This is a genomic window from Pandoraea sp. E26 (assembly GCF_000681415.1).
Classification (GTDB): Bacteria; Pseudomonadota; Gammaproteobacteria; order Burkholderiales; family Burkholderiaceae; genus Pandoraea; species Pandoraea pnomenusa.
Window position 1 is genome coordinate 63,542 of the sequence record NZ_AYXJ01000014.1, and the last position, 26,506, is coordinate 90,047.

Genomic DNA, 26,506 nt, shown 5'->3' on the forward strand with positions numbered 1-26,506 from the left:
CGGCTGCTTCGTCAGGCGATCGTTGAGCGCCACATTGATGTCGCGAATGCCATGACGATTGAGCAGCGGAATCGCCTCGGCGAGCGGCATCTCGAAGTGATCGCGCAGGAAGACCCAGCGCTCGCGCACATCGCGCAGCAGCGTGAGTGCGGTTTGCACGCGGTCTTCGAGCAGTTCGGCCGACGGGATTTCGTTCGCGTCGTCGGTCTTGCCCAGCGGCAGGTTGCCGGCTTCGAAGAACGCCTCGAGGGCGTCGACCAGCTGGAGCTTGTTCTTGAGCGAGAGCTCGATGTTGATGCGCTCGATGTGGTCGGTGTACTCGCCCATGCGCGGCAGCGGAATCACCACGTCTTCGTTGATCTTGAAGGCGTTGGTGTGGCGCGCGATGGCGGCCGTGCGCGAGCGGTCGAGCCAGAACTTCTTGCGGGCCTCCGCCGACACCGCGACGAAACCCTCGCCGCTCTTGCCGTTGGCCATGCGAATGACTTCCGAGGTCGCCTGGGCGACCGCGTTGTCGTCGTCGCCGACGATGTCTCCGATGAGCACCATCTTCGGGAACGCGTTGCGCTTCGACTTCGTGGCGTAGCCCACAGCGCGCAGATAGCGTTCGTCCAGATGCTCGAGGCCGGCGAGAATCGCGCCGCCCGCGGCCGTCTGCGCGAACATGTAGTCCTTGATCTCGACGATGCTCGGAATCGCTTCCTTGGCCTGGCCGAAGAATTCCAGGCACACCGTGCGGGTGTGCGCGGGCATCTTGTGCAGAATCCAGCGCGCGCTCGTGATGAGACCGTCGCAGCCTTCCTTCTGAATGCCCGGCAGGCCGGCGAGGAACTTGTCCGTCACGTCCTTGCCGAGGCCTTCCTTGCGAAAGCGCTTGCCCTCGATGTCCAGCCGTTCGGTCTTGAGCAGTGCGGCGCCGGGCGCCTGATTGCCGTCGTACCACTTGAGCTCGAAGCGGGCGACCGGAATGTCGTGAATCTTGCCGAGGTTGTGATCGAGGCGCGTGACTTCCAGCCAGTTGCCCTGCGGATCGACCATGCGCCACCAGGCCAGGTTATCGAGCGCGGTGCCCCACAGCACGGCCTTCTTGCCGCCGGCGTTCATCGCCACGTTGCCCCCGATGCACGAGGCATCGATCGACGTGGGGTCCACCGCGAACACCAGACCGGCGCGCTCGGCGGCCTCGGCCACGCGGCGCGTGACCACGCCCGCGCCCGAGAAGATCGTCGGTACCGGTTTGTCCACGCCGGGCAACTGCGAATATTCGACATCGCCGAGCTGCTCGAGCTTTTCCGTGTTGATGACGGCCGAGAACGGCGTGAGCGGAATCGCGCCGCCCGTATAGCCGGTGCCGCCGCCGCGCGGGATCACCGTCAGCCCGAGCTCGAAGCAGCCTTTGACCAGCGACGCCATTTCGGCTTCCGTGTCCGGCGTGAGCACCACGAACGGATATTCCACACGCCAGTCGGTGGCGTCGGTCACGTGCGACACGCGCGACAGGCCGTCGAACTTGATGTTGTCGTGGGCGGTCGTGCGGCCAAGCACCTTCTTCGCGCGACGGCGCAGTTCCGCCATCTTGTCGAACTCCGCGGCGAAGTCGGCCACGGCGCGGCGCGCCGCCGATTCCAGCTGTTCCACGCGCGCGGCGCGCTCGCGGCCGCTCTCGTCGGCGTGTTGCGCCATGTCGGCGCGACGGCGCTTGTCGATCTCGTTGAGCCGGTGCTCGAGGGCATCGATCAGCAGCTTGCGGCGCTTCGGATTGTCGAGCAGGTCGTCCTGCAGATACGGATTGCGGCGAACCACCCAGATGTCGCCTAGCACTTCGTACAGCATGCGTGCCGAGCGGCCGGTGCGGCGTTCCGCGCGGAGTTCGTCGAGGATCGCCCAGGCGTCGGCGCCGAGCAGGCGCATGACGATTTCGCGGTCCGAAAACGACGTGTAGTTATAGGGGATCTCGCGCAGTCGCGGCGGTTGGGCGGCTACGGCATGCTTTGCGTCGTGCGGCTCGAAGGCGGGCAAGGGTGCGTTCATCTTGTCGGGCTCGTCATTGCGGCGGTGCGTCCGCCGTCGGCGTTCGTCTCGCGGGACGCGCCGAAAGTCAAAATCGGGTATGCGCTGGGATTGCCGGCGGCGAGCGCGCTGGGGATCAAGGGTGCGCGCTGGCCGACAACGGACGATCTGCGATCAGCGAGATCGACGACTGCCGTGCGAAGACGCCGATGACGAATCGTGTCCGGTCATCGAGCAGAAGCACAGGGGGGTGAGGCAGTTGGTGCGCATGCCCAGATCTTTCTTCCGGCTTGGGAAAGTGTTGGTAGGGGAATGTAGGCCGAATTGTACTTCATTGCACCGCAACACGTCGGCGGCGCACCGAATTCCTCGCTCTGGCGCGTCATTCCCCTCCCTCCCCCCAACTTCCCCCGACCGATTCGCCGTCCGTCGTTGCCGACATCGGCCTCATCGCTGCGTTGACGGCACCTTAACGACCAACCCGGTACCGCTCGCCCCCGACACCTTCCAGTGATTTCCCCGGCCGCTGTATCCGTTTATATACAACGAGTTGCGGCCCACTCCTGCTGTGAAATTTTCAGCGAACCAGAGTATGTTTTGCCGATCCCCGCTCCATCCACCCGACAAGAGGTGTCTCTATGGCTTCGTTTCAACTGAACGGCAAGCCGGTCAAGGTCGACGTCGACCCGGCCACTCCCCTGCTCTGGACCCTGCGCGACGCGCTCAACATGACCGGCACCAAATTCGGATGCGGCATGGCGTTGTGCGGCGCGTGCACCGTCCATATGGACGGCGCGGCCATCCGCAGTTGCATCACCCCCGTCTCCGCCGTGGAAGGCAAGAAGATCACGACCATCGAAAACGTCGGCGCCGACCCGGTCGGCCGTGCCGTGCAGGACGCCTGGGTCAAGCACGACGTGCCTCAGTGCGGCTACTGCCAGAGCGGCCAGATCATGTCCGCCACCGCGCTGCTGCGCGAGAACAAGCAGCCCAACGACGAGCAGATCGACGCCGCGATGTCGGGCAACATCTGCCGTTGCGGCACCTACGCCCGCATTCGCGCGGCCATCAAGGACGCCGCGGCGTCGCTGGCCTGAGGCGAGGAGACACCGACATGCGCGAACTTCGCTTTTCCCAGTATCCCGGGGTCGCCGTGGGCGACTACACCGGCCTGAGCCGCCGCGGATTCCTCAAGACCTCCGCCCTTGCGGCCGGCGGCCTGATGCTTGAAATGTCGCTGCCCGGCGCCATGCGCGGCGCCGCCGCACAGGGCGCCGCGCCGGCGCCCGTCGTGCCGTCCGCGTTCGTGCGCATCGCGCCCGACGACACCGTCACCATCCAGGTCAACCGCCTCGACTTCGGCCAGGGCGTGCAGACCGCGCTGCCCATGCTGGTTGCCGAGGAACTCGACTGCGACTGGGCGAAGGTGCGCAGCGAGCTGGCGCCGGCGGCCGACGTCTACAAAGACCCCTTGTTCGGCATTCAGATGACCGGTGGTTCCGGCTCCGTGGCACACTCGTGGTTGCAGTACCGTCGCATCGGGGCGTCGGCGCGCGCCATGCTCATTGCGGCGGCGGCGCAGCAATGGAAAGTGCCCGCGGCACAGTTGAAAACCGAAAACGGCGTCGTCCTCGGCCCCAACGGCCAGCGCGCCACCTACGGCAGCCTCGCGGCCAGGGCGCAGGCCATGCCGGTGCCGGCCGATGTTCCGCTCAAATCGCCGTCGGCGTTCCGCCTGCTGGGCAAGCCGACCGGTCGCCTCGACGCGCGGGCCAAGTCGACCGGCGTGCCGATGTACGGCATGGATTTCAAGCTGCCCAACCTCAAGGTGGCGGTCGTGGCGCGCCCGCCGGTGTTCGGCGCCAAAGTGAAACGCTTCGACGCCAAGGCCGCGAAGGCCGTCAAGGGCGTGCGCGACGTGCTGGAGATTCCCGACGATCGGGGCGGCACCGCCGTAGCCGTCATCGCCGACGGCTACTGGCAGGCGAAGACCGGACGCGACGCGCTCAAACCCGAGTGGGACACCAGCGGGGTCGAACACGTCGACACCACGGCGCAGTTGGCCAAATACAAGGAGATGGCCAGGACGCCCGGGACCGTGGCCATCGACGCCGACGTCAGCAAGCTCAAGGGCGCGCCCAAAACGCTCGTGGCGGAATACAGCTTCCCGTATCTCGCGCACGCGCCCATGGAGCCGTTGAACTGCACCGTGCAGCTCTCCGACAAAGGGGCCGAAGTCTGGACCGGCACCCAATTCCAGACCGTCGATCAGGCGGCCATTGCACGCACGCTCGAACTCAAGCCCGAGCAAGTCAAGCTGCACACGCTCATGGCGGGCGGGGGCTTCGGGCGACGCGCGGTCCCCACGTCCGACTATGGTGTCGAGGCGGCGCAGGTCGCCAAGGCATGGCGCAAGGCCGGCCATCGCGAGCCGGTCAAGGTCATCTGGAGCCGCGAAGACGACATCCATGGCGGCTACTACCGTCCCATGTACGTGCACCGCGCCGAAATCGGCCTCGACGACAAGGGCAACATCCTCGCGTGGAATCACACCATCGTCGGTCAGTCCATTCTGGCGGGTACGCCGTTCGAGAAGATGATGGTCAAGAACGGCATCGACGGCACCAGTGTGGAGGGCGTGTCCGGCACGCCGTACGCCGTGCCGCTGCGTCTGACGTTGCACAGTCCCAAGGTCAACGTGCCGGTGTTGTGGTGGCGGTCGGTGGGCAACACTCACACCGCGTACGTCATGGAAACCTTGATCGATGAGTTGGCGAAGCAGGCCGGTCAGGACCCGGTGGCGTATCGCTATGCATTGATGGGTGACAAGCATCCGCGACACAAGGAGGCGCTTGCCCTGGCGGTCGAGCGATCCGGCTATGGGAAGACCCGGTTGCCGGAGGGGCAGGCGTGGGGCGTGGCGGTGCATGAGTCGTTCGACTCCGTGGTGGCGTACGTTGTCGTGGCCGAGATGCGCAATGGAACCCCGAGGTTGGTGAGTGCGACGGCGGGGGTGCATTGCAACTTCGCGGTCAATCCGTTGACGGTAGCCGCGCAGGTCGAGGGGGCGGCGTTGATGGGATTGGGAACGACGTTGCCGGGTGCGGCGATCACCATGAAGGATGGGGAAGTCGAGCAGAGCAACTTCCATCAGTACATGGTGGCGCGCCTGCCGGACATGCCGGCGATCAGTGTGCACATCGCGAGTTCGGGCGATGCGCCGACGGGGATGGGCGAGCCGGGATTGCCGGCGTTGGCACCGGCGTACGCGAACGCGCTGTTCACGTTGACGGGAAAGCGCCTGCGTTCCTTGCCGTTCGACGTGGCAAAGGCGTGACCTGCGCACGACGATAAGCCGGAAGGCGGTTGGCGTCACCCGGACGGCCTGCGGTAAGGCCGGACCGGGGCGCCTCCTCGAATCAGGAACAGGATCTGGGTTGGGCTCATGTCCGGGAGGCGCAAAGGTGCACCGGTCCGGCGGCTCCGGACATTGAGCGCAGTCCTGGGCGGCGGGGCGCCGAACCTACCCAATCAGTAAATGTTTGAAAGGCGCGAAGATGCCGTGCCAGAACGATTCGGGCACCCGCATCATCAGGTAGGTCACGGCAATGTAGCGCAGCGCCTTGCCCACTGCGATATAGAGCAGGCAGGCGCGCCAGGGAAGGCGCAGCCATCCGGCGAGCGAGCAGAACGGGTCGCCGACCACGGGCAGCCACGAGAGCAGGAGCAGTGGCGGCCCGAAGCGGCGCATCCAGCGGTGATAGCGTTCGTTCATCGGCGCCTTGCCGTCGGCACGCTTGACGGACCGCGACGGCGCATCCCCGAAGGCGGCCGCCCGCTCACCGGCACGGCCCGCCGCCCGCGCATGGGTGCGGCGACGGACTTTGAGGCGAACGAACGCGCGGCGCGCGGCGAACCCCATCCACCAATTGAGCATTCCGCCGGCAGTGTTGCCTGCCGTGGCCACCGCAATGGCGGGCCAGAACATTTGCGGGTTGAGCGTCACATAGCCGAAGAGCGCGGGCTCGGAGCCCATTGGCAGCAGTGTGGCCGAGACAAACGACACCAGAAAAATGGCCGGCAGGCCAACGCCGGGCAGGGCCAGCACGCCGAGCAGCCAGGTGATGAACGACTCCATGCAACTCCGGAAATAGACAGAACAGATCCCGCACGGGCGGGCCACCGGACGACATGACCGACCGGACGGTCGGCGCATGCGTCATGCGCCAACCCGCGTTCGGGCATGCGAGTTTGGCAGAAACGAAAAGTCTGGCGCATAATGCATGTCCATGACCCGACCTTCGACGCCGCCCGTGGCCATTCTACTGGCAGGCGGACTCGGTACCCGCTTCGATGCGGCTGGGCGCCGGAACAAGCTGCTCGCGCCGCTGCCCGGAGATCCCCTGAACCGACCCGTTGCCCTTGCCAGCGCGCATGCGCTGCTGGCCGTATTGCCGCGCGTGATTGCGGTCGTGCGTCCGGATTCGGCCGAGCTCGAGAACGTGCTGCTGCAGGCGGGTTGCGAAGTCGTGATGAGCCACGCCACCAAGCGCGGCATGGGGGCCACGCTCGCGGCCGGCATCCAGTCCGGCGCCGACGAAGCGCCGCCGCCCGGGCTGGAACATCTCGACGGCTGGCTCGTTGCGCTGGCCGACATGCCCTACATCCATCCGCATACCATTCGCGCCGTCGCCGATGGGCTCAACTCGTCCGAGGCCATCGTCGCACCGAGTTATCAGGGACAGCGCGGCCACCCCGTGGCCTTCGGTTCTGCCTTCACGTCACGCCTGGCCGCCCTTGACGGCGACGCCGGCGCGCGCGACCTGTTGATTAGCGAGCACATTACGATCGTCGATGTCGACGACGCCGGAATCGTGCGCGACATCGACACCCCAGACGACCTACGCTAGGGCGCGCACTCCCCTTTCCCGATTTTTCCCGAGAGACCAAGCGCGACCGCCCGGGCGGACGTGCTGGTCTATCATTGTCCTTTTGTTCCTTGATGTGCCTAACCTGAAGAAGCCTTAAATCATGTCCGATGCAGCTCCCGATTATCTGAAGAAGATCCTCATCGCAAAAGTCTACGACGTCGCCAAGGAAAGCGAACTCGAATTGGCACGCACGCTCTCCATGCGGCTGCACAATCGAATTTATCTGAAGCGCGAAGACAATCAGACGGTGTTCTCCTTCAAGATTCGGGGCGCATACAACAAGATGGCCAACCTCAGCGAGGCCGAACGCGAACGCGGCGTGCTCACCGCCTCGGCCGGCAATCACGCGCAGGGCGTGGCATATTCCGCCGCGCGCCTGGGCTGCAAGGCCGTCATCGTCATGCCGGTCACCACCCCGCAGGTCAAGATCGACGCCGTGCGGACACACGGCGGGCGCGCCGTCGAAGTCGTGCTGGCCGGCGACTCCTACAGCGACGCCTACGCCCACGCCATGACCTTGCAGAGCGAACGCGGCCTGACCTTCGTGCCGCCGTTCGACGACCCCGACGTCATTGCCGGCCAAGGCACCATCGGCATGGAAATCCTGCGCCAGCACCAGGGCCCGCTGCACGCCATCTTCGTGCCCATCGGCGGTGGCGGGCTCGCCGCCGGCGTCGCCGCATACGTGAAGGCCGTGCGTCCCGAGATCAAGATCATCGGCGTGCAGTCCGTCGACTCCGACGCCATGGCGCAATCCATCCACGCCGGCGAGCGCGTGCTCCTGAACGATGTGGGCCTGTTCGCGGACGGCACCGCCGTCAAATACGTCGGCGCCGAGACGTTCCGGCTGTGCCAGGCCCACCTCGACGAAGTCGTTCGCGTGGACACCGACCAGCTCTGCGCGGCCATCAAGGACGTCTTCCAGGACACCCGCAGCGTGCTCGAGCCTTCCGGCGCGTTGTCCGTGGCGGGCGCCAAGCTGTACGCCGAGCGTGAAAAGCTCAAGGCCGAGACGCTCGTGGCGATCACCTCCGGCGCCAACATGAACTTCGACCGCCTGCGCTTCGTCGCCGAGCGCGCCGAAGTCGGCGAGGCGCGCGAAGCGGTGTTCGCCGTGACCATTCCCGAGGCGCGCGGCAGCTTCAAGCGCTTCACCGAAGTGGTGGGCAGCCGCAATGTGACGGAGTTCAATTACCGAATCAGCGAGGCGTCCAGCGCGCACATCTTCGTGGGCATCCAGATGCACAATCGCGACGAGGGCGAACGCATCAAGGCGGGCTTCGAGCGTCACGGGTTCCCCACGCTCGACCTGTCCAACGACGAACTCTCCAAGCAGCACATCCGCTACATGGTGGGCGGACGCTCCGCGCTCGCGAGCAACGAAGTGCTCTACCGCTTCGAGTTCCCGGAGCGTCCGGGCGCGCTGATGAAATTCCTCTCGGCCATGAGCCCGAACTGGAACATCAGCCTGTTCCACTACCGGAATCAGGGCGCCGATTACAGCAACATCCTCGTGGGCATTCAGGTGCCGGACGACGAGAAGGCCGCGTTCCGCGACTTCCTCGCCACGCTCGGCTATCCTTACTGGGACGAAAGCGACAACCCGGTCTACAAGCTGTTCCTCGGGTAAGCCGCCGGCTTTCACATCCGCAACGACTCAGGACATCACGCCACCGCCGCCATGCCCATCACGCTCGAGAACAAACTTGTCGTCGCGATATCCTCGCGCGCGCTGTTCGACTTCGAAGAAGAGAACCGCGTGTACGAGGCGGGCGTGGCAAGCGGCGACGACCAGTCCTACATGCGCTACCAGCTCGACCGCCTCGACGTGCCCGCGCGCATCGGCGTGGCGTTTCCGCTCGTGCAGAAGCTCCTCGCTTTCAATCAGGACGGGACCGACAGGCATCGCGTGGAAGTCGTGGTGCTCTCGCGCAACGATCCCGTGAGCGGCATGCGTGTGTTTCGTTCCGCGCGGCAGGTCGACCTCAAGATCGAGCGCGGTGTGTTCACGCGCGGGCGCGAACCGTTCGGCTACCTCAACGCCCTGGGCGCGCACCTGTTCCTCTCGGCCAACGAGCGAGACGTGCGCAGTGCCCTCACGGCCGGCTTCCCGGCGGCGCGCGTCTACCCCGACTCCGCGAAAAAGGCGGAACTGCACCCCGACGAAATCCGCATCGCGTTCGATGGCGACGCGGTGCTCTTCTCCGACGAAGCCGAGCAGGTCTTCCAGCGCAACGGACTCGACGCCTTCCAGCGGCACGAGATCGAGCGCGCCGCCACGCCGTTGCCGCCGGGGCCGTTCAAGCCCCTGCTGCAGGCGCTGCACCGCCTGCAAACGCTCGCGGGACACGAAGTGCCGGTCAAGATCCGCACCGCGCTCGTGACCGCGCGCTCGGCGCCGGCGCATGAACGCGCGATTCGCACGCTCATGGACTGGAAAATCGACATCGACGAGGCGATGTTCCTGGGCGGGCTGGACAAAGGCGCGTTCCTGCGCGAATTCGAGCCCGATTTCTTCTTCGACGATCAGACACGCCACTGCGAGTCGGCCGCGCGGGTCACCCCCACCGGTCACGTCATCAGTGGCATTGCAAATCATGACAACGCCTGACCAATCTCCGCTCGGCAAGGAAGTTGCCTATACCGAGCAGTACGACCCGTCCCTGCTCTTCCCCATCGCCCGTGCGCCGGCGCGCGCGGCGATCGGCGTGCCCGACACGTTGCCGTTCTTCGGCGCCGACATCTGGAACGGCTACGAACTCTCATGGCTCAATGAAAAGGGCAAGCCGCAGATCGCGCTGCTCACCGCCATGGTGCCCGCCGATTCGCCGAACATCATCGAATCGAAGTCGTTCAAGCTCTATCTCGGCTCGTTCGCCCAAACCCGGCTGGCCAACGCCGACGCGGCGCGCGCATTGATTCAGCAGGATCTGTCCGAAGCCGCGGGGGCGCCGGTGCAGGTGCGGCTCATCGAGCCGGGCGGCTTCGGCAAGCTCGAACTCGACGAACTCGACGGCCTGCTCGTCGATCGCCTCGATATCGAGACCGACGTGTACGCGCCCGACGCCACCCTGCTCAAGGCTGCATTCGACGAGCCACACGTCGACGAAACCCTCGTGTCGAACCTGCTCAAGTCCAACTGCCCCGTGACGGGACAACCTGACTGGGGCAGCCTGCAGATCCGCTACGTCGGCCCGCCGATCGATCAGGAAGGCCTGCTCAAGTACGTGATTTCCTACCGACGTCACACGGGCTTTCACGAGCAGTGCGTGGAGGGCATCTTCATGGACATCCTTCGGCAGTGCAAACCCAGCCAATTGGCGGTATACGCACGATATACGCGACGCGGCGGGCTCGACATCAACCCGTTCCGCACCAATTTCACGCTGCCGATGCCGGACAACGCGCGCACGGCTCGCCAGTAGGGCATTGTCGCCCGAGCGGCACGCCAGACGGCGGCGGGATCCGAACCGGTCCCGCCGCCGTGCTCGTTTGAGGGCAGACGCCGAGGCGTCATGCCATGGCCTGCGCCATCGACATGACGCGCTGCGCGGCGCGGCGCACGGCGGCAAACCCTGGCTGTCCGGCGCAGCGACGCATCGTCTCGCGCATGGCGCTTCCGGCCGCTGCGTAATACGCAAGCTCGAACAGACATTCGCCCACCCGATACATCGGCCCGGGTGCCTCCCGATCGATCAGCGCCGCCGCCATGAAAAGCGGCAGCGCCGCCCGCGGCTCGCCAAGACGTTGTGCGCACAGGGCGAGCGCCACGGCATAGTCCGCCTGGTGCGGGCAAGCCGCGAGCAGCGGGGCGAAGCACTCGATCGCCTGCACGTAATCGCCGCGCTCGAACGCGCCGTAACCACGACGGTAGGCTGCGTCGCACCGCGCGGCGTCCCACGTCCCCGGGGACGGCAGGTCCATCGCAGCGCAGCGCGCCTCGGCGTCGCGCACCGCATCGCGGATCGCCGCGATGTCGCTCGCGACATGCCGCGACGGCGGCGTCGTGTCGGCTGGAATCTCAAACGAAGTCACGGCCGTTGGCCTCCCCGGAGCGCGCATCGAAGCGCACGCTCGCGCTCATCGCCTGCATCTCCTGCCGGGCTTCGCGGCGCTTTCTCGCACACACGCAGATCTCGCTCAGGCCGAACGTGATCGACCACGTGGAAAGCAGCGCAACGCTCCCGCCAAACGCATAGCCCAGCCAGCGATGCTCGTCCGCGAAAACCGCTTCGTCGCCCCGCAACGAAGTCTGCATGCAAGCGTAGGCGCTGCACCCCACGCCCATCAGGCCCAGCACGACGAGCGAGAGACCCGACAGGCCCGAATGCCAACCGGCCTGGCTCAGGTGCGACATGCGCTGGTTGTACAAACGGATGTCGTCGGGGGACGGCGGGAAGTCGATGACGACGCGGGCGTCGTCGGCAACGTCGTCCATCCGATGCAATGCCGGGGCGCTCCGGCTGGCGCCCTCCAGTCCATGAAACACGGTCCACCTCCTCTTTGATGAAGAGATTGCAGACTGCGCGCGCCAACATCCCGTTGCCATCGAAGCTCAACCGCAACCTTTGCGAAACGGATACCAAGGTGCCCGTCAAGGCGAGTGCTCAGTACGACGACGACACCCCGATGATCGCGTCCGTGGCGGCCACCACAAAAAAAGCCGGCGAAATCGCCGGCTTCCTCGAACCTGCGCGCGGCATCGCCACACCGGCGACACCGCGCGGATCGCACGCTCACGCCGCGGGCTTCTTGTACGCGACGCAATCCACCTCGACCTTGCAGTCGATGACCATGCTCGACACCACGCAGGCCCGCGCGGGCGGGTGTTCGCCGAAGTACTCCTTGAACACCTTGTTGAACGACGCGAAATCACGCGGATCGTCGAGCCATACACCGACGCGCATCACGTGCTCGGTGCCATAGCCGGCCTCCGCGAGAATCGCCAGCATGTTGCGGATCGCCTGATGCGACTGGGCGACGATGCCGCCATCGATCACCTCGCCGTCCTGCATCGGGGTCTGCCCCGAGACGAACAGAAAGCCGTCGGCTTCGGTTGCGCGTGCGAACGGCATGCGCTGGCCACCTGTGCCCTGCCCGCCTTCCACGCCATATCGTTTGATGCTCATCATTGCTCCTTTCGACAATACGGCCGCCACACGCGTGTCGGCCGCAACATTGATCAAAGTACCGGCTGCGGCGTGCCACGCCGCACAAAGCGTCCGGCTCGCGCATGCTGCGTGGGTGCACGGTCCTGCCACGACAGTACGCCATTGACCCACACGGCGGCGATACCGTGGGCCGGCTGCATGGGGTCGGTGAAGGTCGCGGCATCGGCCACGGTGTCCGGATCGAACAGGACCAGATCGGCCCAGTAGCCCTCGCGCACGAAGCCCCGCCCGGTCAGCCCGAAGCGCTCGGCCGACAATCCTGTCATTTTGTGGACGGCCTCGGCCAGCGGGAACAGTTGCTGCTCGCGGCTGTACCGGCCCAGCACGCGCGGGAATGCCCCCCACAGTCGCGGGTGCGGCAGCGGGTCATTGGGCAGACCGTCCGAGCCCACGACCGTCGCGGGGTGACGAAGAATGCGCCGCACGTCGTCCTCTTCCATGCAGTGGTACACCGCACCTGCCGGCTGAAGCCGTGTTGCGGCATCCATCAGACCCACACCCCACTGCGCAGCGATTTCCGCGAGCAGCTTGCCGCCCTGCTCCGGGTGCGGCTGCGACCATGTCACGAGAATGTCGAAGTCGTCGGTGACCTGCTTGAGATCGAGCGTCGACGAACTGGCCGTGTATGGATAGCAATCGCAGCCAACCGGCTGGAAGCGCCGTGCCTTGTCGAGCGCGTCGAGAATCTCGGTGCTGCGTCCCCAGTTGTCGACGCCGGCACACTTCAGGTGCGACACGACCACCGGTACGCGCGCGTGCCGTCCAATGCGGAATGCCTCGTCGAGCGCCTCCAGGATCTCGGCGAACTCGGTGCGCAGATGCGTCGCGTACAGCCCGCCCGCCTCGGCGAGCGGCTCGGCCAGCGCGAGCACCTCTTCCGTGGGGGCGGCGTTCGCATTCGCATAGGCGAGGCCCGTGGACAAGCCCAGCGCGCCGTTGGCCAGCGCTTCGCGCAACTGCGCGCGCATCCCCTCGATTTCCGCTTCCGTCGCGGGGCGGTCGAGGCGGTCCATATGATTGTTGCGCAGCGCCGTGTGACCGATGAGCGCGGCCACGTTGATCGCCGGCTGCGCCCGCTCCAGCGCTTCGACATAGGCCGCGAATGTCGGATAGCGGAAAGCGTCGGCCTCGCCGAGCAGGTTCATCGGATCGGGCGGATCGCCCCCGAGCGTGACCGGCGCGGCGCTGATCCCGCAGTTGCCCACGACCACCGTCGTCACGCCTTGCGAGAGCTTCGGCGTCATGTCCGGGGTGCGTATCACGTTGGTATCGTCATGCGTGTGCACGTCGATAAAGCCGGGACTCAGCACCTGAGCCCGCCCCGCGATCCGCTGCGAGGCCTGCCAGCCGGCAAGCGCGCCGGCCGGCGCCACGGCATGGATGCGGCCGTCGCGCAGCGCGACATCGAAACGCTCGTCGGTGACCGGCGCGCCGGAGCCGTCGGCCAGTCGCACATCGGTGATGAGGGTGTCCACCGTGCGGTTCGCGAGGCAGTCAGTCATGTCAGTCTCCCAGGGGCTGGCGATCGCCGCCGCCCCGATGCGTGTCCAGCACGTACTTGATGCGCCGCAACAGCGCCTGGCTCTGCGGCTTGGCGAGCAACGCCAGTTCCGTGGCCAGCACGTCCATTGCCAGCAGCATCGCGTAGCGCGACGACGACGGTTTGAAAATGAAATCCGTTTCCAGCGCGCGAATCGGCAGCACCTCGTCGGCCAGCGTCGCGAGGGGCGATGCCGTCGCCGTGACCGCGACCACCTGCGCGCCATACTCCCGCGCGATCTCGCACGCCGACACCAGCTCCGGCGTATGGCCGCTCACCGAAAAGGCGAGCACCACGTCGTCCCGACCGAGCGTGCCGGCGACCATGCGGGCGAGCACGGCATCCTGATAGCTCGCCACCGGGCGCCCCAGCCGCACGAGCCGGTAACGGGCCTCGTCGGCCATGAGCGACGACCCGCCCCCCATGCCGAACGCGTAGACCATGCGCGCCGACAGCAACCGCCCCGCGGCACGACGCACCACGTCCGGCTTGATGAGTCCGCGATGCACCTGAAGCGTCGTCTGAATATCGTCGGCGATCCGGTCGATGGTCTCGCCCGAGCCGTCCTGCGCGTTGGCGGCGTTCGCGCCCAGAAAGCGCTGCCCCACCACCGCCGCCTGTGCCAGACGCAGCTTCAGGTCCCGCACATCCCGGCAGCCCATTGCCTTGGCGAAGCGGGTCACGCTGGCCTCGCTCACCCCGGCGCGCTCGGCGAGCACATTGATCGACGCCGCCGCGGCGCCGGCCACGTCTTCGAGCACCACCTGCGCGACTTTGCGCTCCGCCTGACTCAGGTGGTCGCTGCGCTCGGCAACGCGCGTCACGATATCGAAGGTTTCGGCCATATTCCGGTCCATGCGTGCGGTCGGGCGCCCCGGCAATTCGCCGTGACGTCGGTTCAAGTCGTTTTCTCAGTTTTTGTTACTTTATAACAAATTTGTCAAACCCTGGTAATTCAAAGCTATTATACGAACCATCCGGCAGACGTCGGCGCAAGGTCACGCGGAGGATTTTCGATGAATGATACAAACTATCAGAACGGCATGATCGATACCCTGAACAAGGGTCTTGGGGCGATGCCCACGCCGCTGGCGCCGTCGGCGACGGCCGGCCTCGGATGGAATCTGCTCGCCGAAGACCTGAGCCTGCCCACGGCGGTGCTTTATGAAGACAAGATTCGTCACAACCTCGCGTGGATGCAGCGATTCGTGCATGAGTACGGCGTGAAACTCGCCCCGCACGGCAAGACGACGATGGCACCGAAGCTGTTCCGTCGGCAGCTCGAGGGCGGCGCGTGGGGCATCACGCTTGCCACGGCGCAGCAAACTAATGCGGCGTACCACCACGGGGTGCGCCGGGTGCTCATGGCGAACCAGCTGGTCGGCAAGCGCAACATGGCGTTGATCGCCGACTTGCTGAAAGATCCCGATTTCGAATTCTTCTGCCTGGTGGATTCGGCAGAGGCCGTGGTGCATCTGGGCACCTTCTTCCGGGCGCGCGGCCAGTCGATTCAGGTGCTCATCGAGTTGGGCGTGACGGGCGGACGCACCGGCGTGCGCGACGACGCACAGCAACGCGCCGTGCTCGACGCCCTCGCCCGCTACCCGGACGCCGTCAAGCTCGCGGGCGTGGAAGTCTACGAGGGCGTGCTGAGTACCGAGTCGGACATTCGCGCGTTCCTCCAACGTGCCGTGAGCACCACGCGCGAGCTGGTCGCGGCGGGTCGCATCGAGCGCACGCCTGCGGTGCTCTCGGGCGCCGGGTCGGCATGGTACGACGTGGTGGCCGACGAGTTCGCGCATAAGGACGTCGGGGCAGCGCTCGACGTCGTGCTGCGCCCCGGCTGCTACCTTACGCACGACGTGGGCATCTACAAGGCAGCGCAGGCGCAGATCGCCACGCGCAATCCCATCGCAAGGCAGATGCGCTCGCAGTTGCAACCGGCGCTCCAGCTCTGGGCCTACGTGCAATCGATTCCGGAACCGGAGCGGGCGATCATCGCGCTGGGCAAGCGCGACGCCGCATTCGATGCGGGCATGCCCGAACCGGCGCAACAGTTTCGTCCCGGCGAGGACAAGACACCGAAGGCGACGCCGGCGCATTGGGAAGTCACCGGCATGATGGATCAGCACGCATACCTGCGCATTGCGCCGGGCGACGACATCCGCGTGGGCGACATGATCGCGTTCGACATTTCGCACCCGTGCCTGACGTTCGACAAATGGCGTCATCTGCCCGTGGTCGACAGCGACTACAACGTCGTTGACATCGTGCAGACATTCTTCTGACCGGGGATGCGTCGCCGTGCCGACGCCCCCCTCCGCAACGCCAGATAAAACCACCTTCACGACCGCCGGCATGACCTGTGCGTCGTGCTTCGCCATGAAAAAGCCCCGAAGGTCGGACTTACGTCCAGCTTTCGGGGTGACGTTCAGACCCGGTGGCCTATTGCATGCCCGGGAAGACCGCTCATGCCGGATTGCGTGACGACCGTTTGCGCGCCGGTGGCGGCGGATCCGTGTTGACGGGTTCCGCAGGACTGCGTCGCGTGGCGGGCCGGGCGTCCGGCGCGGTCGATTTCGCGCGGACCACCACCGACTTGAACTGTTCCTCGAGATGGCCCAATGCGCTTTCCAGCGTCGCGATCTCGGCGGGCGTCATGCCTTCGAGCGCGTCGTCGAAGAAAGCCTGGCGACGCGGCGTGGCCTCCTCGTACACCTCGGCACCGGCGGTAGTGAGCGTGACATTGGTGAGGCGGTTGTCGTCCGGGTCGGGGGCGCGAGTGAGCCAGCCGAGCGCTTCCATGGACTGCAACTGGCGCGTGAGCGACGCCGGGTCGAGCCGGCAATGTTCGGCCAGATACTTCTGCGAGCAGGTGCCTTGTTCGGCGAGCGTGAGAATGATTCGCCATCTCGGCAACGGGTGTCCGACCTTCGCGTCGAAGGCGAGCATCATCGCGCGATACGTCAGGCTGAGTTGCTGGATGACGTTGCGTTTCTGAGGGGTCGGCATGGCGTCACTCCGCGGGCGGCGGCGACGCCTTGGCGCCGCGCGTCAGACGAATGAGCGGCACGCGCCGCACGAACCACAGGCCGGCGAGTGCCGCGGCGAGCGACATCATCTGCCCGTTGTGAATCGCGGCGACCAGCGACGAGCGCGCCGACTCGATGAACAGGGCGCCGTTCTGGCCCATGTGGGCGAGCGTCATGAGGAAGTCGCTTTGGGCTTGCGCGTTCACGAGGATCTGCGGATCGGTGAGTTGCCCGGTCCATTGGGTGCCATCGTTTGCGGCGAGCGCGTCCTTCACGCGGGCGGTGTAGCTGTGATTCACCAGCGTGCCGACGATGGCCGTGCCGAGCATGCCGCCGATCATGCGCAGCGACTGCATGAGCGCGGTGGCGATGCCCAGATGCGCGCGGCCGGCGACTTCCTGCGCGAAAACCGTGAGATTGGGCATCACAAAGCCGAGGCCGAGGCCGGCGATGAACATGTAGCTCGCGAGCAGCGCGTGCGAGGTGCCGCGATGGGTGGTGATGATGCCGGCACAGGCGAGCGCGAGCAGCAGGAAACCGCCGTAGAGCATCACGTTCGGATTGCGCAAGCGCGTGATGAGGCGTCCGTTGACGATGCTGCCCACGGTGATGCAGACCACCAGCGGCGTGACCAGCAGACCGGTTTCGCGCGGCGACAGGCCGAAGCCGCCCTGCAACATCAGGGGCGCGTAGAAGAGGATGCCGAACATCGTGAAGCCTGCGAAGACCGACAGCACGAAGAGCGGCGCGAGGCTTTTGTCGCGGAACATCTCGAACGGCAGGATCGGGTGAGACGTTCGCTTCTCCCACGCGTAGAGCACGTAGGACGCGACCACGAACACGACGAGCAGCGCGAGCACGCCACGCGACAGGCCGTCCGCCGGCAGCCACTCCACGAGCATTTGCAGGCTGCCGAGTGCGGCGGCGATGAGCAGGGCGCCGAGCCAGTCGAGGCTCGTCTTGCCGTGTTCGTCGGCACGCATGTGAGGCAGGTGTCGACCGACGAACCATACGCCGAGCAGCCCGACGGGCAGGTTGACGTAGAAGACCGAGCGCCAGCCGTAGGCTTCGGTGAGGAAACCGCCGAGCGACGGGCCGATGGCGTTGGCGATGCCGAACGCGGAGCTGAGCATGACCTGCCAGCGCAGGCGCACGTGCGGGTCGGGGAAGAGTTCAGGCACGCATGCGAAGGCGGTGCCGACGAGCATGCCGCCGCCAATGCCCTGCAGGGCACGTGCGATGACGAGGAACGGCATGCTGCTGGCCGCACCGCACAGCACGGACGCGGCCGTAAATACGATGATGGCCGCCATCACGAAGCGTTTGCGGCCGTAGAAATCACCGAGCCGACCGAAGATCGGCACGGTGATGACGGAGGTCAGGAGATACGACGTTGCGACCCAGGCGTAGTACTCGAAGCCCTTGAGCTCGGCGACGATGGTCGGCAGCGCCGTGCCGACGACCGTCTGGTCGAGCGCCACCATCATCGTGCAGAAACAAAGCCCGAGCATCGCCACGAGCGACTGTCGGAAGGGCAACACCTGCCCCGCCGAGTGCGGGGTGCTGGGACTGGGAGCCATTTTTTTGACGGATCAATGTTTGATCAGTCAAAGATTTTAGCACGATCGGAGGTTCGGAGACGGGGTGGTGATACTAGTAATAAAAACGGTTACCACGACGCGCAGTAACTACTTGAAACAATGGGATGGCCATTCCTGATCCGCCCCCTGCAAACAGTGCCATCCGGAGTCTAGTAAAGTTCGTTTTCGGAGAAGAAGACGAACATGAAGAAGCGATTTGCGGAACAGCAAATCATCGGGTTTCTGAAGGAAGCCGAAGCCGGTATGGCAGTCAAGTAACTATGCAGTCCGCCCGACTCCCGCCGACGTGCGCTCGGGCCGCACCTTACCCTACCGATAGGCCGCCTCGCACAACTCGCGCACTTGCGTGCGGAACCAGCGCTGCGCCGGATCGTGATCGAGGCGGGGATGCCAGATCGCCGAAACATGGAAATCGGAGGCTGCCAACGGCAAGTCGAAGGGTTGCAAGCCCATGCTTGCGGCGTGATCCGGAGCGAACGCATTGCCGAGGCAGGAACGCGGGACGATCGCGAGCCAGTCGGAATGGCGCACTAGTTGCATTGCGCTCGTATACGACGGCACCACCACGGGCACGTTTCGTGGCGTTTCGGATGACGCAATCGCCAGATCGACTGGGTTTTCCGGGTCTCCCGTGCGCGAAACCATCACGTGCGCGTACTTAAACCAGCGCGCGGTGCTCACGCGTCGCATGCGCATGAGCGGGTGAGCGCTTCGGCAAATGCCGACATAGCGGTCCCGAAAGAGTCTGCGCGTGCGCACTTCGGGCGCCGACGCCCTGACGATACCGATCTCGAGATCGATCGTGCCGTCCCTGAGCGGTTGGGCATCCCAATCGGCCTTCGGTGCGAAACGAATCTGCACCCCCGGCGCCTCGCACCGAAGGCGCGTGAGCAGTGCGGCACCGAGCAGGTCGATAAACCCTTCACCAGCGCGCACCGTGAAACGTTGCACGAGGGTGCCGGCGTCGAACCGGTGTTCGGCGCGCCCCAGCGTCGCTTCCACGTCGCGTGTCAGCGAAGGCACCCGCTGGCTCAGTTGCTCCGCGTAAGGGGTCAACACCAGCGATCGCCCCGCCTGAAGGAGCAGGCGATCCCCCGTCGCAGCACGAAGCCGGGCGAGCGTACGGCTCATGGCCGACACGCTGATCTTCAGCCGCCGAGCCGCGCCCGTGACGCTTCGTTCGCTCAGCAGCGCGTCCAGAGCCGTCAGTAGATTCAGATCGATGCGCGACATTTGCGCAGCATAAACGAAATCGCACACCCATGGCGTTCGGTGCAACTCATAATTGCAGATAAGGCGTCTGGTGCAACGTTTTCCGAGGGTAGAGAATCGATGCATTCGATCGAACGACGGAGAATCTCATGCCTGAAACCCCAACGCATTTACCCTCCCTCCTCCTGATTGGTGCCTCGCGCGGCCTCGGCCACGCGATGGCCGCGGAGTTCGTCCACAGGGGATGGCGCGTGGTAGGCACCGTGCGCGCCGGCAGCGGCCGGACGCTGCTGCACGATCTGGCCGAAGCGCACCCGGACTGCGTGGAAATCGAGACGCTGGACATCACGCGGTGCGAACAGATCTCGGCCTTGCGCGAGCGCTTGCACGACCGAACGTTCGACATGCTGTTCGTCAATGCGGGCACGACCAATCCCGACCCGAAGCAGCACATCGGCGAAGTGTCGACGCAGGATTTCGTGGATCTCATGATCACGAACGCCCTCGGCCCCATGCGTGTCGTCGAACGTCTCTGCGACCGGGTGCGTGCCGCGGGTCTGATCGGTGTGATGTCGTCGGGCCAGGGCAGCATCTCCGACAACGAGTCCGGCCAGCGTGAGCTCTACCGCGGTAGCAAGGCCGCGCTGAACCAGTTCATGCGCAGCTTCGCCGCGCGCCAGGTCCATACCCCACGACCCATGGCGCTCATCGCGCCGGGCTGGGTGCGTACGGAACTGGGCGGCCCCCAGGGGCGATTGTCGATCGAGGAAAGTGTGCCCGGTGTCGTGAACGTGCTGCTCGACAAGCTCGGCCGGCCGGGTCTCGAGTACCTCGACTACCTCGGACGCACCGTGCGCTGGTGAACCTACGCGCAATCGCCGACGTGATCGCGATCGCCATCACGATGGCGACGGCGGCCACACGCCCGACGCGAAGCATGCATGAAATCGCCCCAGCGCGTCGCGTCGATGCGACGCCGTCATCCTATCGATCGAAGTCGCCCGCCGCTTCCGGCTGGTAAAGCACCTTCTCGATGCGAATACGGCGAGTCCGGTTCCGAATCCGCCAATCGATCGCGTCGCCCGCCTTGTAGCCGAGGATCGCGGAGCCAACTTCGGAGAAGATCGACACCTTACCGGCGCTCTCGTCGGCGTCGTGCGGGTAGACGAGGTCCACGTCCACGGTCTCGTCGTCGAGCCTGAGCCGTGCCCTGGCGTTCATCGTGACCACGTCGCTTGCTACCTGCCGTGCGTCGACGACAATGGCCCGCTCGATCTCGTGCTCCAGATCGACCAGTGCCGGGCCCGCCTCCATCGCGACAAGGTGCCTGAGCCGTGTCTGATCGATCTCGGTGATGTGGATCTCGGTCGTGTCGCCCGGCGTGCTCTCGCGCAGATACTGTAGATAGCGCTCGGAGGTCATCGCGAGCGCTTTCATCGTGGGCGTTTCGCCGTGAGGCTCGAATCCGCAGCGCATGAAGGCCCTGAGCGAGCGCGTGTTATCCACGTGAATCCTGGCGACGAGCGTCTCGGCGCGCATCTCGAAGAAGGCGAGCTTCATTCCCGCGCGCAGCGCCCCGGCGCCAAGCCTGCGGCCCCAGTTGTCGCGATCACCAACGACCAGGACAATTTCGCAATCCTTACCTGTCTTGACGAGGCGGACAAAGCCGATCGGGGCGTCATGTCGGTCGTAGGCCATGAAGAACCGGCCGCCCTGGTTGAACAGATGGGTCAGTACCGGCAACTGCACGCGCTCGATGACTTGCTCGATGGATCGGGAAACGTGGCGCGAATCGCTGAGGTAGCGGACAACGTCTTCGTCGTCCAGCCAATCGATCAGATTCAGTGCGTTGGCCCGCGTGATCTCCGGGCACAGGGAAATGAAAGGCGTGCTCATCTTCACCATGGAATGGTTGCAAGAATGAAAGCCTTCCATGGCAACGGCCATGACGGTTCTTTCGACAGAGCCCGTATTCTAAGCCACAGGTCATCCGCGTAACGCGTCGATCGCACGCAGGTGATCTTCGAGCACCGACTGCAACGTTCGGATGAATGCCCGCCCGGCGTGCGACAGCGGTTCGGCCTGCGAGTACACGGCATGCACCCGCAGTTTCCTGGCGGGGCGGATCTCGTGAACGTCGATGCGTTGGAACGTCGACGCATCGATGCAGAACGGATCGACGATCGCCACGCCCACGCGCTCCTTCACCAGCACGCGGGCGCTGATCGCCGAGCGCACTTCGACGATGGGCGACGGCCGCCGGTGCCTGCCGAAGATATCGCCCACGATCGCGCCCAACGGCGTGTCGTGTCCGTAGTCGATCCAGGGATGCGACGCGAGGTCGTCCGCCTTGACCACGCCCCCCGGCGCAAGCCATCCGGGTGGGCTGATGCACATCATCGGTCCGTCGGCCAGCGCCTCCATCCTCAGGTTGTTCGAATTCACCGCGAACATCGACACACCAAGATAGTCCTTGCCCAGCAACACGCGCGGGATCAGGTTGTTGTGCGTGAGCGGCTCGAAGTGGATCTGAAGCTCGGGATAGCGCTGATTGAACAGCGCAATCGCGCGCGGCACCAATTCCGCGCCCAGACTCGGACTGCACACGATGTTCAGCTTCCCGCTCTTGCCCTCGATGATCGCGCGCACCAGATCGTCAACGCGCTGCACGCCGGCATACGCCGTCTCCACTTCGTGGTAGATGCGTCGCGCCTCGGGCGTGGGGAATAGCCGCCCCTTCGATCGCTCGAACAACGGGAACCCCACGCGCCCCTCGGCCGCCGCGAGAATTCGGCTGGCTGAAGGCTGTGTGATGAAGAGCATCTTCGCCGCTTCTGTGATCGAGCCGGTGATCATGATCGCGCGGAATGTCTCGATCTGACGAAGGCTCATCGCCAGCGGGCGCGGCATGGGGGTATCCGAGACCACGTCTGCACCTTTCCAATGGAGTCTTGATGGTGCAAGAGCTTACCTCAGGCACCTCCGTGGTGCGAACCCATGCATTGCGTCTATAAGGTCCGAAAATCGTTCTATTGGACCCGTCATCCATGCGGTTGCTATCGTGAATCCATCCAATTTGTCGCGTTACCGGATTCGCGTATGTCGTCCACCCTCCTCGTCATCAACCCCAACTCGCTCACCGGCGTGACGCACAGCATCGCCGCGACGGCGAACGTCCAGTTCCGCGACGCGCCCGTGCGCCTGACCTACGCCACGCTCGACGGGGCGCCTCCCGGGATCGCCACGCAGCGCGACGCCGACCGGGCGGCGGTCCTCGTCGCCGACGCGATCGAAAGGAATCTGCAAGGCACCGATGCCGCCGATGCCTTCGTACTCGCCTGCTACAGCGATCCCGGACTCGCCGCCGCGCGCGAGATCACCCGACGCCCGGTCATCGGCATCGGACAAGCGGCGCTCGGGGCGGCCACCGCGCTCGGCGAACGCGTTGGCGTGGTCGCGATCACCCGGGGCAGCATCGCCCGACATTGGCGCGCCTACCGAGCCTATGGCCTCGCGCAGCACATCGCCGGCGAACGCGCCGTCGACCTGAGCGTTGCCGAATCGGGTGACGAGACGCGCGCGGTACCGCGCATCGTCGACACCGCGCGCGCACTCATCGAGCGCGACGGCGCAGACGTCATCGTGCTCGGTTGCGCTGGCATGGCGGCATTGCGCGAGCGCATCGAAGCCGCCGTGGGGGTACCGGTGGTCGAACCCTGCATGACCGCCATCGCACTCGCCACCAACGTGCTGAAGGGAAACTCGGGGGTCCTGCGATGAGCGCCGCGCCGACCGTGCTCGGCGTGTTGGGTGGCATGGGGCCCCTCGCCACCGCCGACTTCATGCGCAAGCTCGTGGAATCCACGCCGGCGACAAAGGACCAGGACCACATGCCGGTGTTCGTGCACAGCGTCCCGCAGATTCCCGACCGCAGCGAGTCGTTCCTCGCCGGCTCCGACGCGCCCTGGCCATTCCTGCTGGCCGGTCTGCGCATTCTCGAATCGGCGGGCGCGGGCGCCATTGCCATTCCGTGTAATACGGCGCATCTCTGGCATTCGCGCCTCGCGGCGGCCACGCAGCTCGAAGTGCTGCACATCGGACGCGCGAGCGCCGAAGCCGTCACCGCGCATCCCGCGGCACTCCGGCGGGTGGGCCTGATGGCCACGTCCGCCACCATTCAGGGGCGCATCTATCACGACGCCCTGCACGCTGCCGGCGTGGATGTGGTGGTTCCATGCGCGCGCGATCAGCACGAACGCGTGAGCGCGGGCATCGCGGCCGTCAAGGCCGGCGACCTCGCGCGCGCGGCCGCGATGCTGGACCGCGCCGCGTCGCAACTCGTGGATGACGGCGCGCAGGGCATCATCCTCGGGTGCACCGAGTTGCCGCTGGTGCTCTCCGATCACCCGAGCGGCGTGCCGCTCTTCGACACCACCCATTTGCTGGTGAAGGCTTGCATCGCCTGGTGGCACAAGGCGACGGCCGCCCGACGCCGCAACGAGACCATTTCATCATGAGCGATTTCGATCTGATCATTCGCGGCGGCACCGTCGTCAACGCCGGCGGAACCCAAAGGGCCGACGTCGGCGTGCGGGGCGACAGGATTGCCGCCGTCGGCCCGAACCTGCCCGGCAACGCCGCGCGCATCGTCGACGCCACCGGGCGCCTCGTGATGCCCGGCGGCATCGACACGCATTGCCACGTCGAGCAACTGTCGGGCATGGGCAAGATGGGCGCTGACGACTGGTACTCCGCCAGCGTGTCGGCGGCCTTCGGTGGCACCACGATGATCGTCCCGTTCGCCGCCCAGCATCGCGGCAACTCGCTGCGCAAAGTGGCCAACGACTACGCCGAACTGGCGCGACGCAAGTCCGTCATCGACTACAGCTATCACCTGATCCTCTCCGAGACCGATCCGCAGACGTTGCACACCGACCTGCCGGAACTCATCCGCAGCGGCATCACGTCGTTCAAGGTCTACATGACCTACGACCAGTTGAAGATCGACGACTACCAGTTGCTGGACGTGCTCGCCGTCGCCGCGCGCGAACGCGCCCTGGTGATGGTTCACGCCGAGAACAACGACGTCATTCGCTGGGTATCGCAGCGCCTGCTCGAACGTGGTTACACCGCGCCGAAGTTCCACGGCACGAGCCACGTCGCGCTGGCCGAAGCCGAGGCGACGAACCGCGTCATCCAGCTCTCGCGCCTGTTCGACGTGCCGGTGATGATCGTGCACGTCTCGGCCGTCGAAGCGTTGTCCACGATCCAGGCCGCCCAGAAGATCGGGGCGCAGGTGTACGGCGAAACTTGCCCGCATTACCTGGTGCTGACCGAAGACGACATGGACCTGCCCGGCACCGAAGGCGCCAAATACTGCTGCAGCCCGCCGCTGCGCGACGCCAGGGCGCAGGCCAGCCTCTGGGAGGGTCTGGCCAACGGCACCCTGCAAACGCTCTCGTCCGACCACGCCCCCTATCGCTACGACGAAAGCGGAAAGATTCCCTTCGGCGACAAGACGACGTTCAAGCAAATGGCCAACGGCATGCCCGGGCTGGAGGCACGCTTGCCGCTGCTGTTCTCGGAAGGTGTGGGCGGCGGACGCATTTCGTTGACGCAATTCGTTGCGCTGAGCGCCACCAACCACGCAAGGATGTACGGCATCTTTCCGCGCAAGGGGCATATCGCCGAGGGCGCCGACGCCGACATCGCCATCTGGAATGCCGAACGCGAAGTCACGCTCTCAACGTCGGCACTGCACGACCAGGTCGGCTACACGCCGTACGAGGGGCGCACGGTCAAGGGCTGGCCCGAAATCGTCATCAGCGCCGGGCGAGTGATCGTGAGCGACGGACGCCTGCATGCCGCGCCCGGCAGCGGCCGTTTCATCGCCCGCGGCGTGCCCGAGCCGCACACCGTGGGGCGGGAGATCTCGCCGGGCGCCAGGTTCTTCCGCACGCTGGCGCTGACCAACGGGAAACAGAAAAACTACTGACCCGCAGCATCGCCGATGACACCCGTCGGCGCTACCGATTGCATTTGTTCTTTCAAGAGAGTGGATATGAGCAACAACAGAAAACTCGGTCTGGCCGTCGCACAGATGGGCCCGGTCAACCTGGCCGACGACCGCCGTGCTGTCGTGTCGCGGCTGGTGGAAATGCTGCGCGAAGCGGCAGGGCGCGGTGCGAAGCTCGTCGTCTTCCCCGAAATGGCGCTCACGACCTTCTTCCCACGATATTGGATGAGCGAGGACGAGGCCGTCGCACGCTTTTTCGAGACATCGATGCCCAACGCCGACGTGCAACCGCTGTTCGACGCGGCGAAGCAACTCGGCGTGGGCTTCTATCTCGGGTATGCCGAACTTACCCCGCAAGGCCGGCGCTTCAACACCTGTGTGCTGGTCGGCGCCGACGGCAACATCGTGGGAAAGTATCGCAAGATTCATCTGCCGGGCCATGCCGACCACAAGCCCGACGCACCGTTCCAGCACCTGGAGAAGAAATTCTTCGAAGTCGGAAATTCGGGGATTCCGGTGATCGAATCGTTCGGCACCCGCATCGGCATGTGTCTGTGCAACGACCGTCGCTGGCCGGAGACGTGGCGGGTCATGTCGCTGCAAAGCGCGGAAATCGGACTCGTCGGTTACAACACCCCGTCGATCAACATCCACTGGAACGAGCCGCCGCACCTGCGAATGCACACGCATCTCGTGTCGTTGCAGGCAAGCGCCTACCAGAACGCGATGTTCATTGGCGCGGCGGCGAAGTGCGGCAGCGAAGACGGCCATCACATGATCGGCGGTTCGGTCATCGTCGCGCCGACAGGTGAGATCGCGGCACAGACCGTGACCGAAGAGGACGAAGTGATCTTCTCCTCGATCAACCTCGCCGTCACCGAAGGCTTCCGCAACCACGTCTTCAACTTCGCGAAGCATCGCCGTCCGGAGCACTACCGGCTGATCGTCGAGCGCACCGGCGCCGGCGCCCCGCTGCCCCGGGAAGATTTCTGA

23 protein-coding genes and 1 pseudogene are annotated in these 26,506 nt (G+C 65.5%); 12 read left to right on the forward strand and 12 right to left on the reverse strand.

The features are described 5' to 3' along the window. Positions 1-65: 65 nt before the first annotated feature. Positions 66-2,031, reverse strand: a pseudogene (locus tag W930_RS31130) (DUF3683 domain-containing protein); the annotation flags it as partial. Positions 2,032-2,648: 617 nt separating this feature from the next. On the opposite strand from W930_RS31130, the gene W930_RS0110320 reads away from it, so the two are divergent. Next, positions 2,649-3,107, forward strand: a complete 459-nt coding sequence (locus W930_RS0110320; protein WP_023597533.1) for a (2Fe-2S)-binding protein — start codon at positions 2,649-2,651, stop codon at positions 3,105-3,107. A gap of 17 nt (positions 3,108-3,124) precedes the next feature. Further along, the gene (locus tag W930_RS0110325; protein WP_024788520.1) at positions 3,125-5,347 is read left to right on the forward strand and encodes a xanthine dehydrogenase family protein molybdopterin-binding subunit; all 2,223 of its coding nucleotides are present in this window, start codon (positions 3,125-3,127) and stop codon (positions 5,345-5,347) included. A 186-nt stretch (positions 5,348-5,533) separates the two neighbouring features. Here the strand turns inward: W930_RS0110325 and W930_RS0110330 are convergent, their stop codons facing one another. Continuing rightward, entirely contained in the window at positions 5,534-6,148 is a 615-nt protein-coding gene (locus tag W930_RS0110330) for a YqaA family protein (RefSeq protein ID WP_023597535.1), read from the reverse strand. 151 nt (positions 6,149-6,299) lie between these two features. Here W930_RS0110330 and W930_RS0110335 point away from each other — a divergent pair, with 151 nt between their 5' ends. From W930_RS0110335 to queF, 4 genes are all read left to right on the forward strand, one after another. Then, positions 6,300-6,920, forward strand: a complete 621-nt coding sequence (locus W930_RS0110335; RefSeq protein ID WP_144347417.1) for an NTP transferase domain-containing protein — start codon at positions 6,300-6,302, stop codon at positions 6,918-6,920. Positions 6,921-7,041: 121 nt separating this feature from the next. Then, positions 7,042-8,571, forward strand: a complete 1,530-nt coding sequence (ilvA, locus tag W930_RS0110340) for a threonine ammonia-lyase, biosynthetic (protein WP_023873128.1) — start codon at positions 7,042-7,044, stop codon at positions 8,569-8,571. Positions 8,572-8,622: 51 nt separating this feature from the next. After that, entirely contained in the window at positions 8,623-9,552 is a 930-nt protein-coding gene (locus W930_RS0110345) for a 5'-nucleotidase (RefSeq protein ID WP_023597538.1), read from the forward strand. After that, a complete protein-coding gene (gene queF / locus W930_RS0110350) occupies positions 9,539-10,366 on the forward strand; it encodes an NADPH-dependent 7-cyano-7-deazaguanine reductase QueF (protein ID WP_023873127.1) in 828 nt (275 codons plus the stop codon). Before W930_RS0110345 ends, queF begins: the two co-directional genes overlap by 14 nt. Positions 10,367-10,454: 88 nt before the next feature. Here the strand turns inward: queF and W930_RS0110355 are convergent, their stop codons facing one another. The 5 genes from W930_RS0110355 to W930_RS0110380 form a co-directional block, all read right to left on the reverse strand. Further along, positions 10,455-10,976 carry a hypothetical protein gene (locus W930_RS0110355; RefSeq protein WP_023873126.1) on the reverse strand — a complete coding sequence of 174 codons (522 nt, stop codon included), beginning with the start codon at positions 10,974-10,976 and terminating at the stop codon, positions 10,455-10,457. Then, the gene (locus W930_RS0110360; protein ID WP_145929424.1) at positions 10,963-11,430 is read right to left on the reverse strand and encodes a hypothetical protein; all 468 of its coding nucleotides are present in this window, start codon (positions 11,428-11,430) and stop codon (positions 10,963-10,965) included. The genes W930_RS0110355 and W930_RS0110360 overlap by 14 nt, the downstream gene beginning before the upstream one ends. 247 nt (positions 11,431-11,677) lie before the next feature. Further along, positions 11,678-12,070, reverse strand: coding sequence for a RidA family protein (locus W930_RS0110370; RefSeq protein ID WP_369798649.1), 393 nt, complete (start codon positions 12,068-12,070; stop codon positions 11,678-11,680). Between the two features lie 53 nt (positions 12,071-12,123). Next, positions 12,124-13,614: an amidohydrolase family protein gene (locus W930_RS0110375; protein ID WP_023873121.1), complete on the reverse strand. Its 1,491-nt coding sequence runs from the start codon at positions 13,612-13,614 to the stop codon at positions 12,124-12,126. 1 nt (position 13,615) lies between these two features. After that, a complete protein-coding gene (locus tag W930_RS0110380) occupies positions 13,616-14,497 on the reverse strand; it encodes a MurR/RpiR family transcriptional regulator (RefSeq protein ID WP_023597544.1) in 882 nt (293 codons plus the stop codon). A gap of 171 nt (positions 14,498-14,668) precedes the next feature. Between W930_RS0110380 and W930_RS0110385 the strand changes: the two genes are divergently transcribed. Further along, on the forward strand, positions 14,669-15,940 hold the full coding sequence (locus W930_RS0110385) for an amino acid deaminase (protein ID WP_023873120.1): 1,272 nt from the start codon (positions 14,669-14,671) through the stop codon (positions 15,938-15,940). Positions 15,941-16,121: 181 nt separating this feature from the next. Here W930_RS0110385 and W930_RS26940 read toward each other — a convergent pair whose 3' ends face one another. The 3 genes from W930_RS26940 to W930_RS0110400 all read right to left on the reverse strand — a co-directional run bounded on the left by W930_RS26940 (position 16,122) and on the right by W930_RS0110400 (position 19,518). Continuing rightward, the gene (locus W930_RS26940; protein ID WP_023597546.1) at positions 16,122-16,664 is read right to left on the reverse strand and encodes a MarR family winged helix-turn-helix transcriptional regulator; all 543 of its coding nucleotides are present in this window, start codon (positions 16,662-16,664) and stop codon (positions 16,122-16,124) included. 4 nt (positions 16,665-16,668) lie between these two features. After that, the gene (locus W930_RS0110395; RefSeq protein ID WP_023873119.1) at positions 16,669-18,264 is read right to left on the reverse strand and encodes an MDR family MFS transporter; all 1,596 of its coding nucleotides are present in this window, start codon (positions 18,262-18,264) and stop codon (positions 16,669-16,671) included. A gap of 330 nt (positions 18,265-18,594) precedes the next feature. Then, complete coding sequence (locus tag W930_RS0110400; protein WP_023873118.1) at positions 18,595-19,518, reverse strand: LysR family transcriptional regulator; 924 nt, start codon at positions 19,516-19,518, stop codon at positions 18,595-18,597. Positions 19,519-19,646: 128 nt separating this feature from the next. Between W930_RS0110400 and W930_RS0110405 the strand changes: the two genes are divergently transcribed. After that, the gene (locus W930_RS0110405; RefSeq protein WP_023873117.1) at positions 19,647-20,360 is read left to right on the forward strand and encodes an SDR family NAD(P)-dependent oxidoreductase; all 714 of its coding nucleotides are present in this window, start codon (positions 19,647-19,649) and stop codon (positions 20,358-20,360) included. Positions 20,361-20,481: 121 nt separating this feature from the next. Here the strand turns inward: W930_RS0110405 and W930_RS0110415 are convergent, their stop codons facing one another. Continuing rightward, complete coding sequence (locus W930_RS0110415; RefSeq protein WP_023873115.1) at positions 20,482-21,444, reverse strand: bifunctional GNAT family N-acetyltransferase/nucleoside diphosphate kinase regulator; 963 nt, start codon at positions 21,442-21,444, stop codon at positions 20,482-20,484. 39 nt (positions 21,445-21,483) lie between these two features. Beyond that, positions 21,484-22,407, reverse strand: coding sequence for a LysR family transcriptional regulator (locus W930_RS26945; RefSeq protein ID WP_051399237.1), 924 nt, complete (start codon positions 22,405-22,407; stop codon positions 21,484-21,486). 189 nt (positions 22,408-22,596) lie between these two features. Here W930_RS26945 and W930_RS0110425 point away from each other — a divergent pair, with 189 nt between their 5' ends. The 4 genes from W930_RS0110425 (at position 22,597) to W930_RS0110440 (ending at position 26,506) form a co-directional block, all read left to right on the forward strand. Further along, positions 22,597-23,277, forward strand: coding sequence for an aspartate/glutamate racemase family protein (locus W930_RS0110425; RefSeq protein ID WP_023873113.1), 681 nt, complete (start codon positions 22,597-22,599; stop codon positions 23,275-23,277). Then, the gene (locus tag W930_RS26950; protein WP_024788518.1) at positions 23,274-24,014 is read left to right on the forward strand and encodes an aspartate/glutamate racemase family protein; all 741 of its coding nucleotides are present in this window, start codon (positions 23,274-23,276) and stop codon (positions 24,012-24,014) included. The genes W930_RS0110425 and W930_RS26950 overlap by 4 nt, the downstream gene beginning before the upstream one ends. Further along, a complete protein-coding gene (gene hydA / locus W930_RS26955; protein ID WP_023873111.1) occupies positions 24,011-25,492 on the forward strand; it encodes a dihydropyrimidinase in 1,482 nt (493 codons plus the stop codon). The genes W930_RS26950 and hydA overlap by 4 nt, the downstream gene beginning before the upstream one ends. A 66-nt stretch (positions 25,493-25,558) precedes the next feature. Further along, complete coding sequence (locus W930_RS0110440) at positions 25,559-26,506, forward strand: N-carbamoyl-D-amino-acid hydrolase (protein WP_023597553.1); 948 nt, start codon at positions 25,559-25,561, stop codon at positions 26,504-26,506.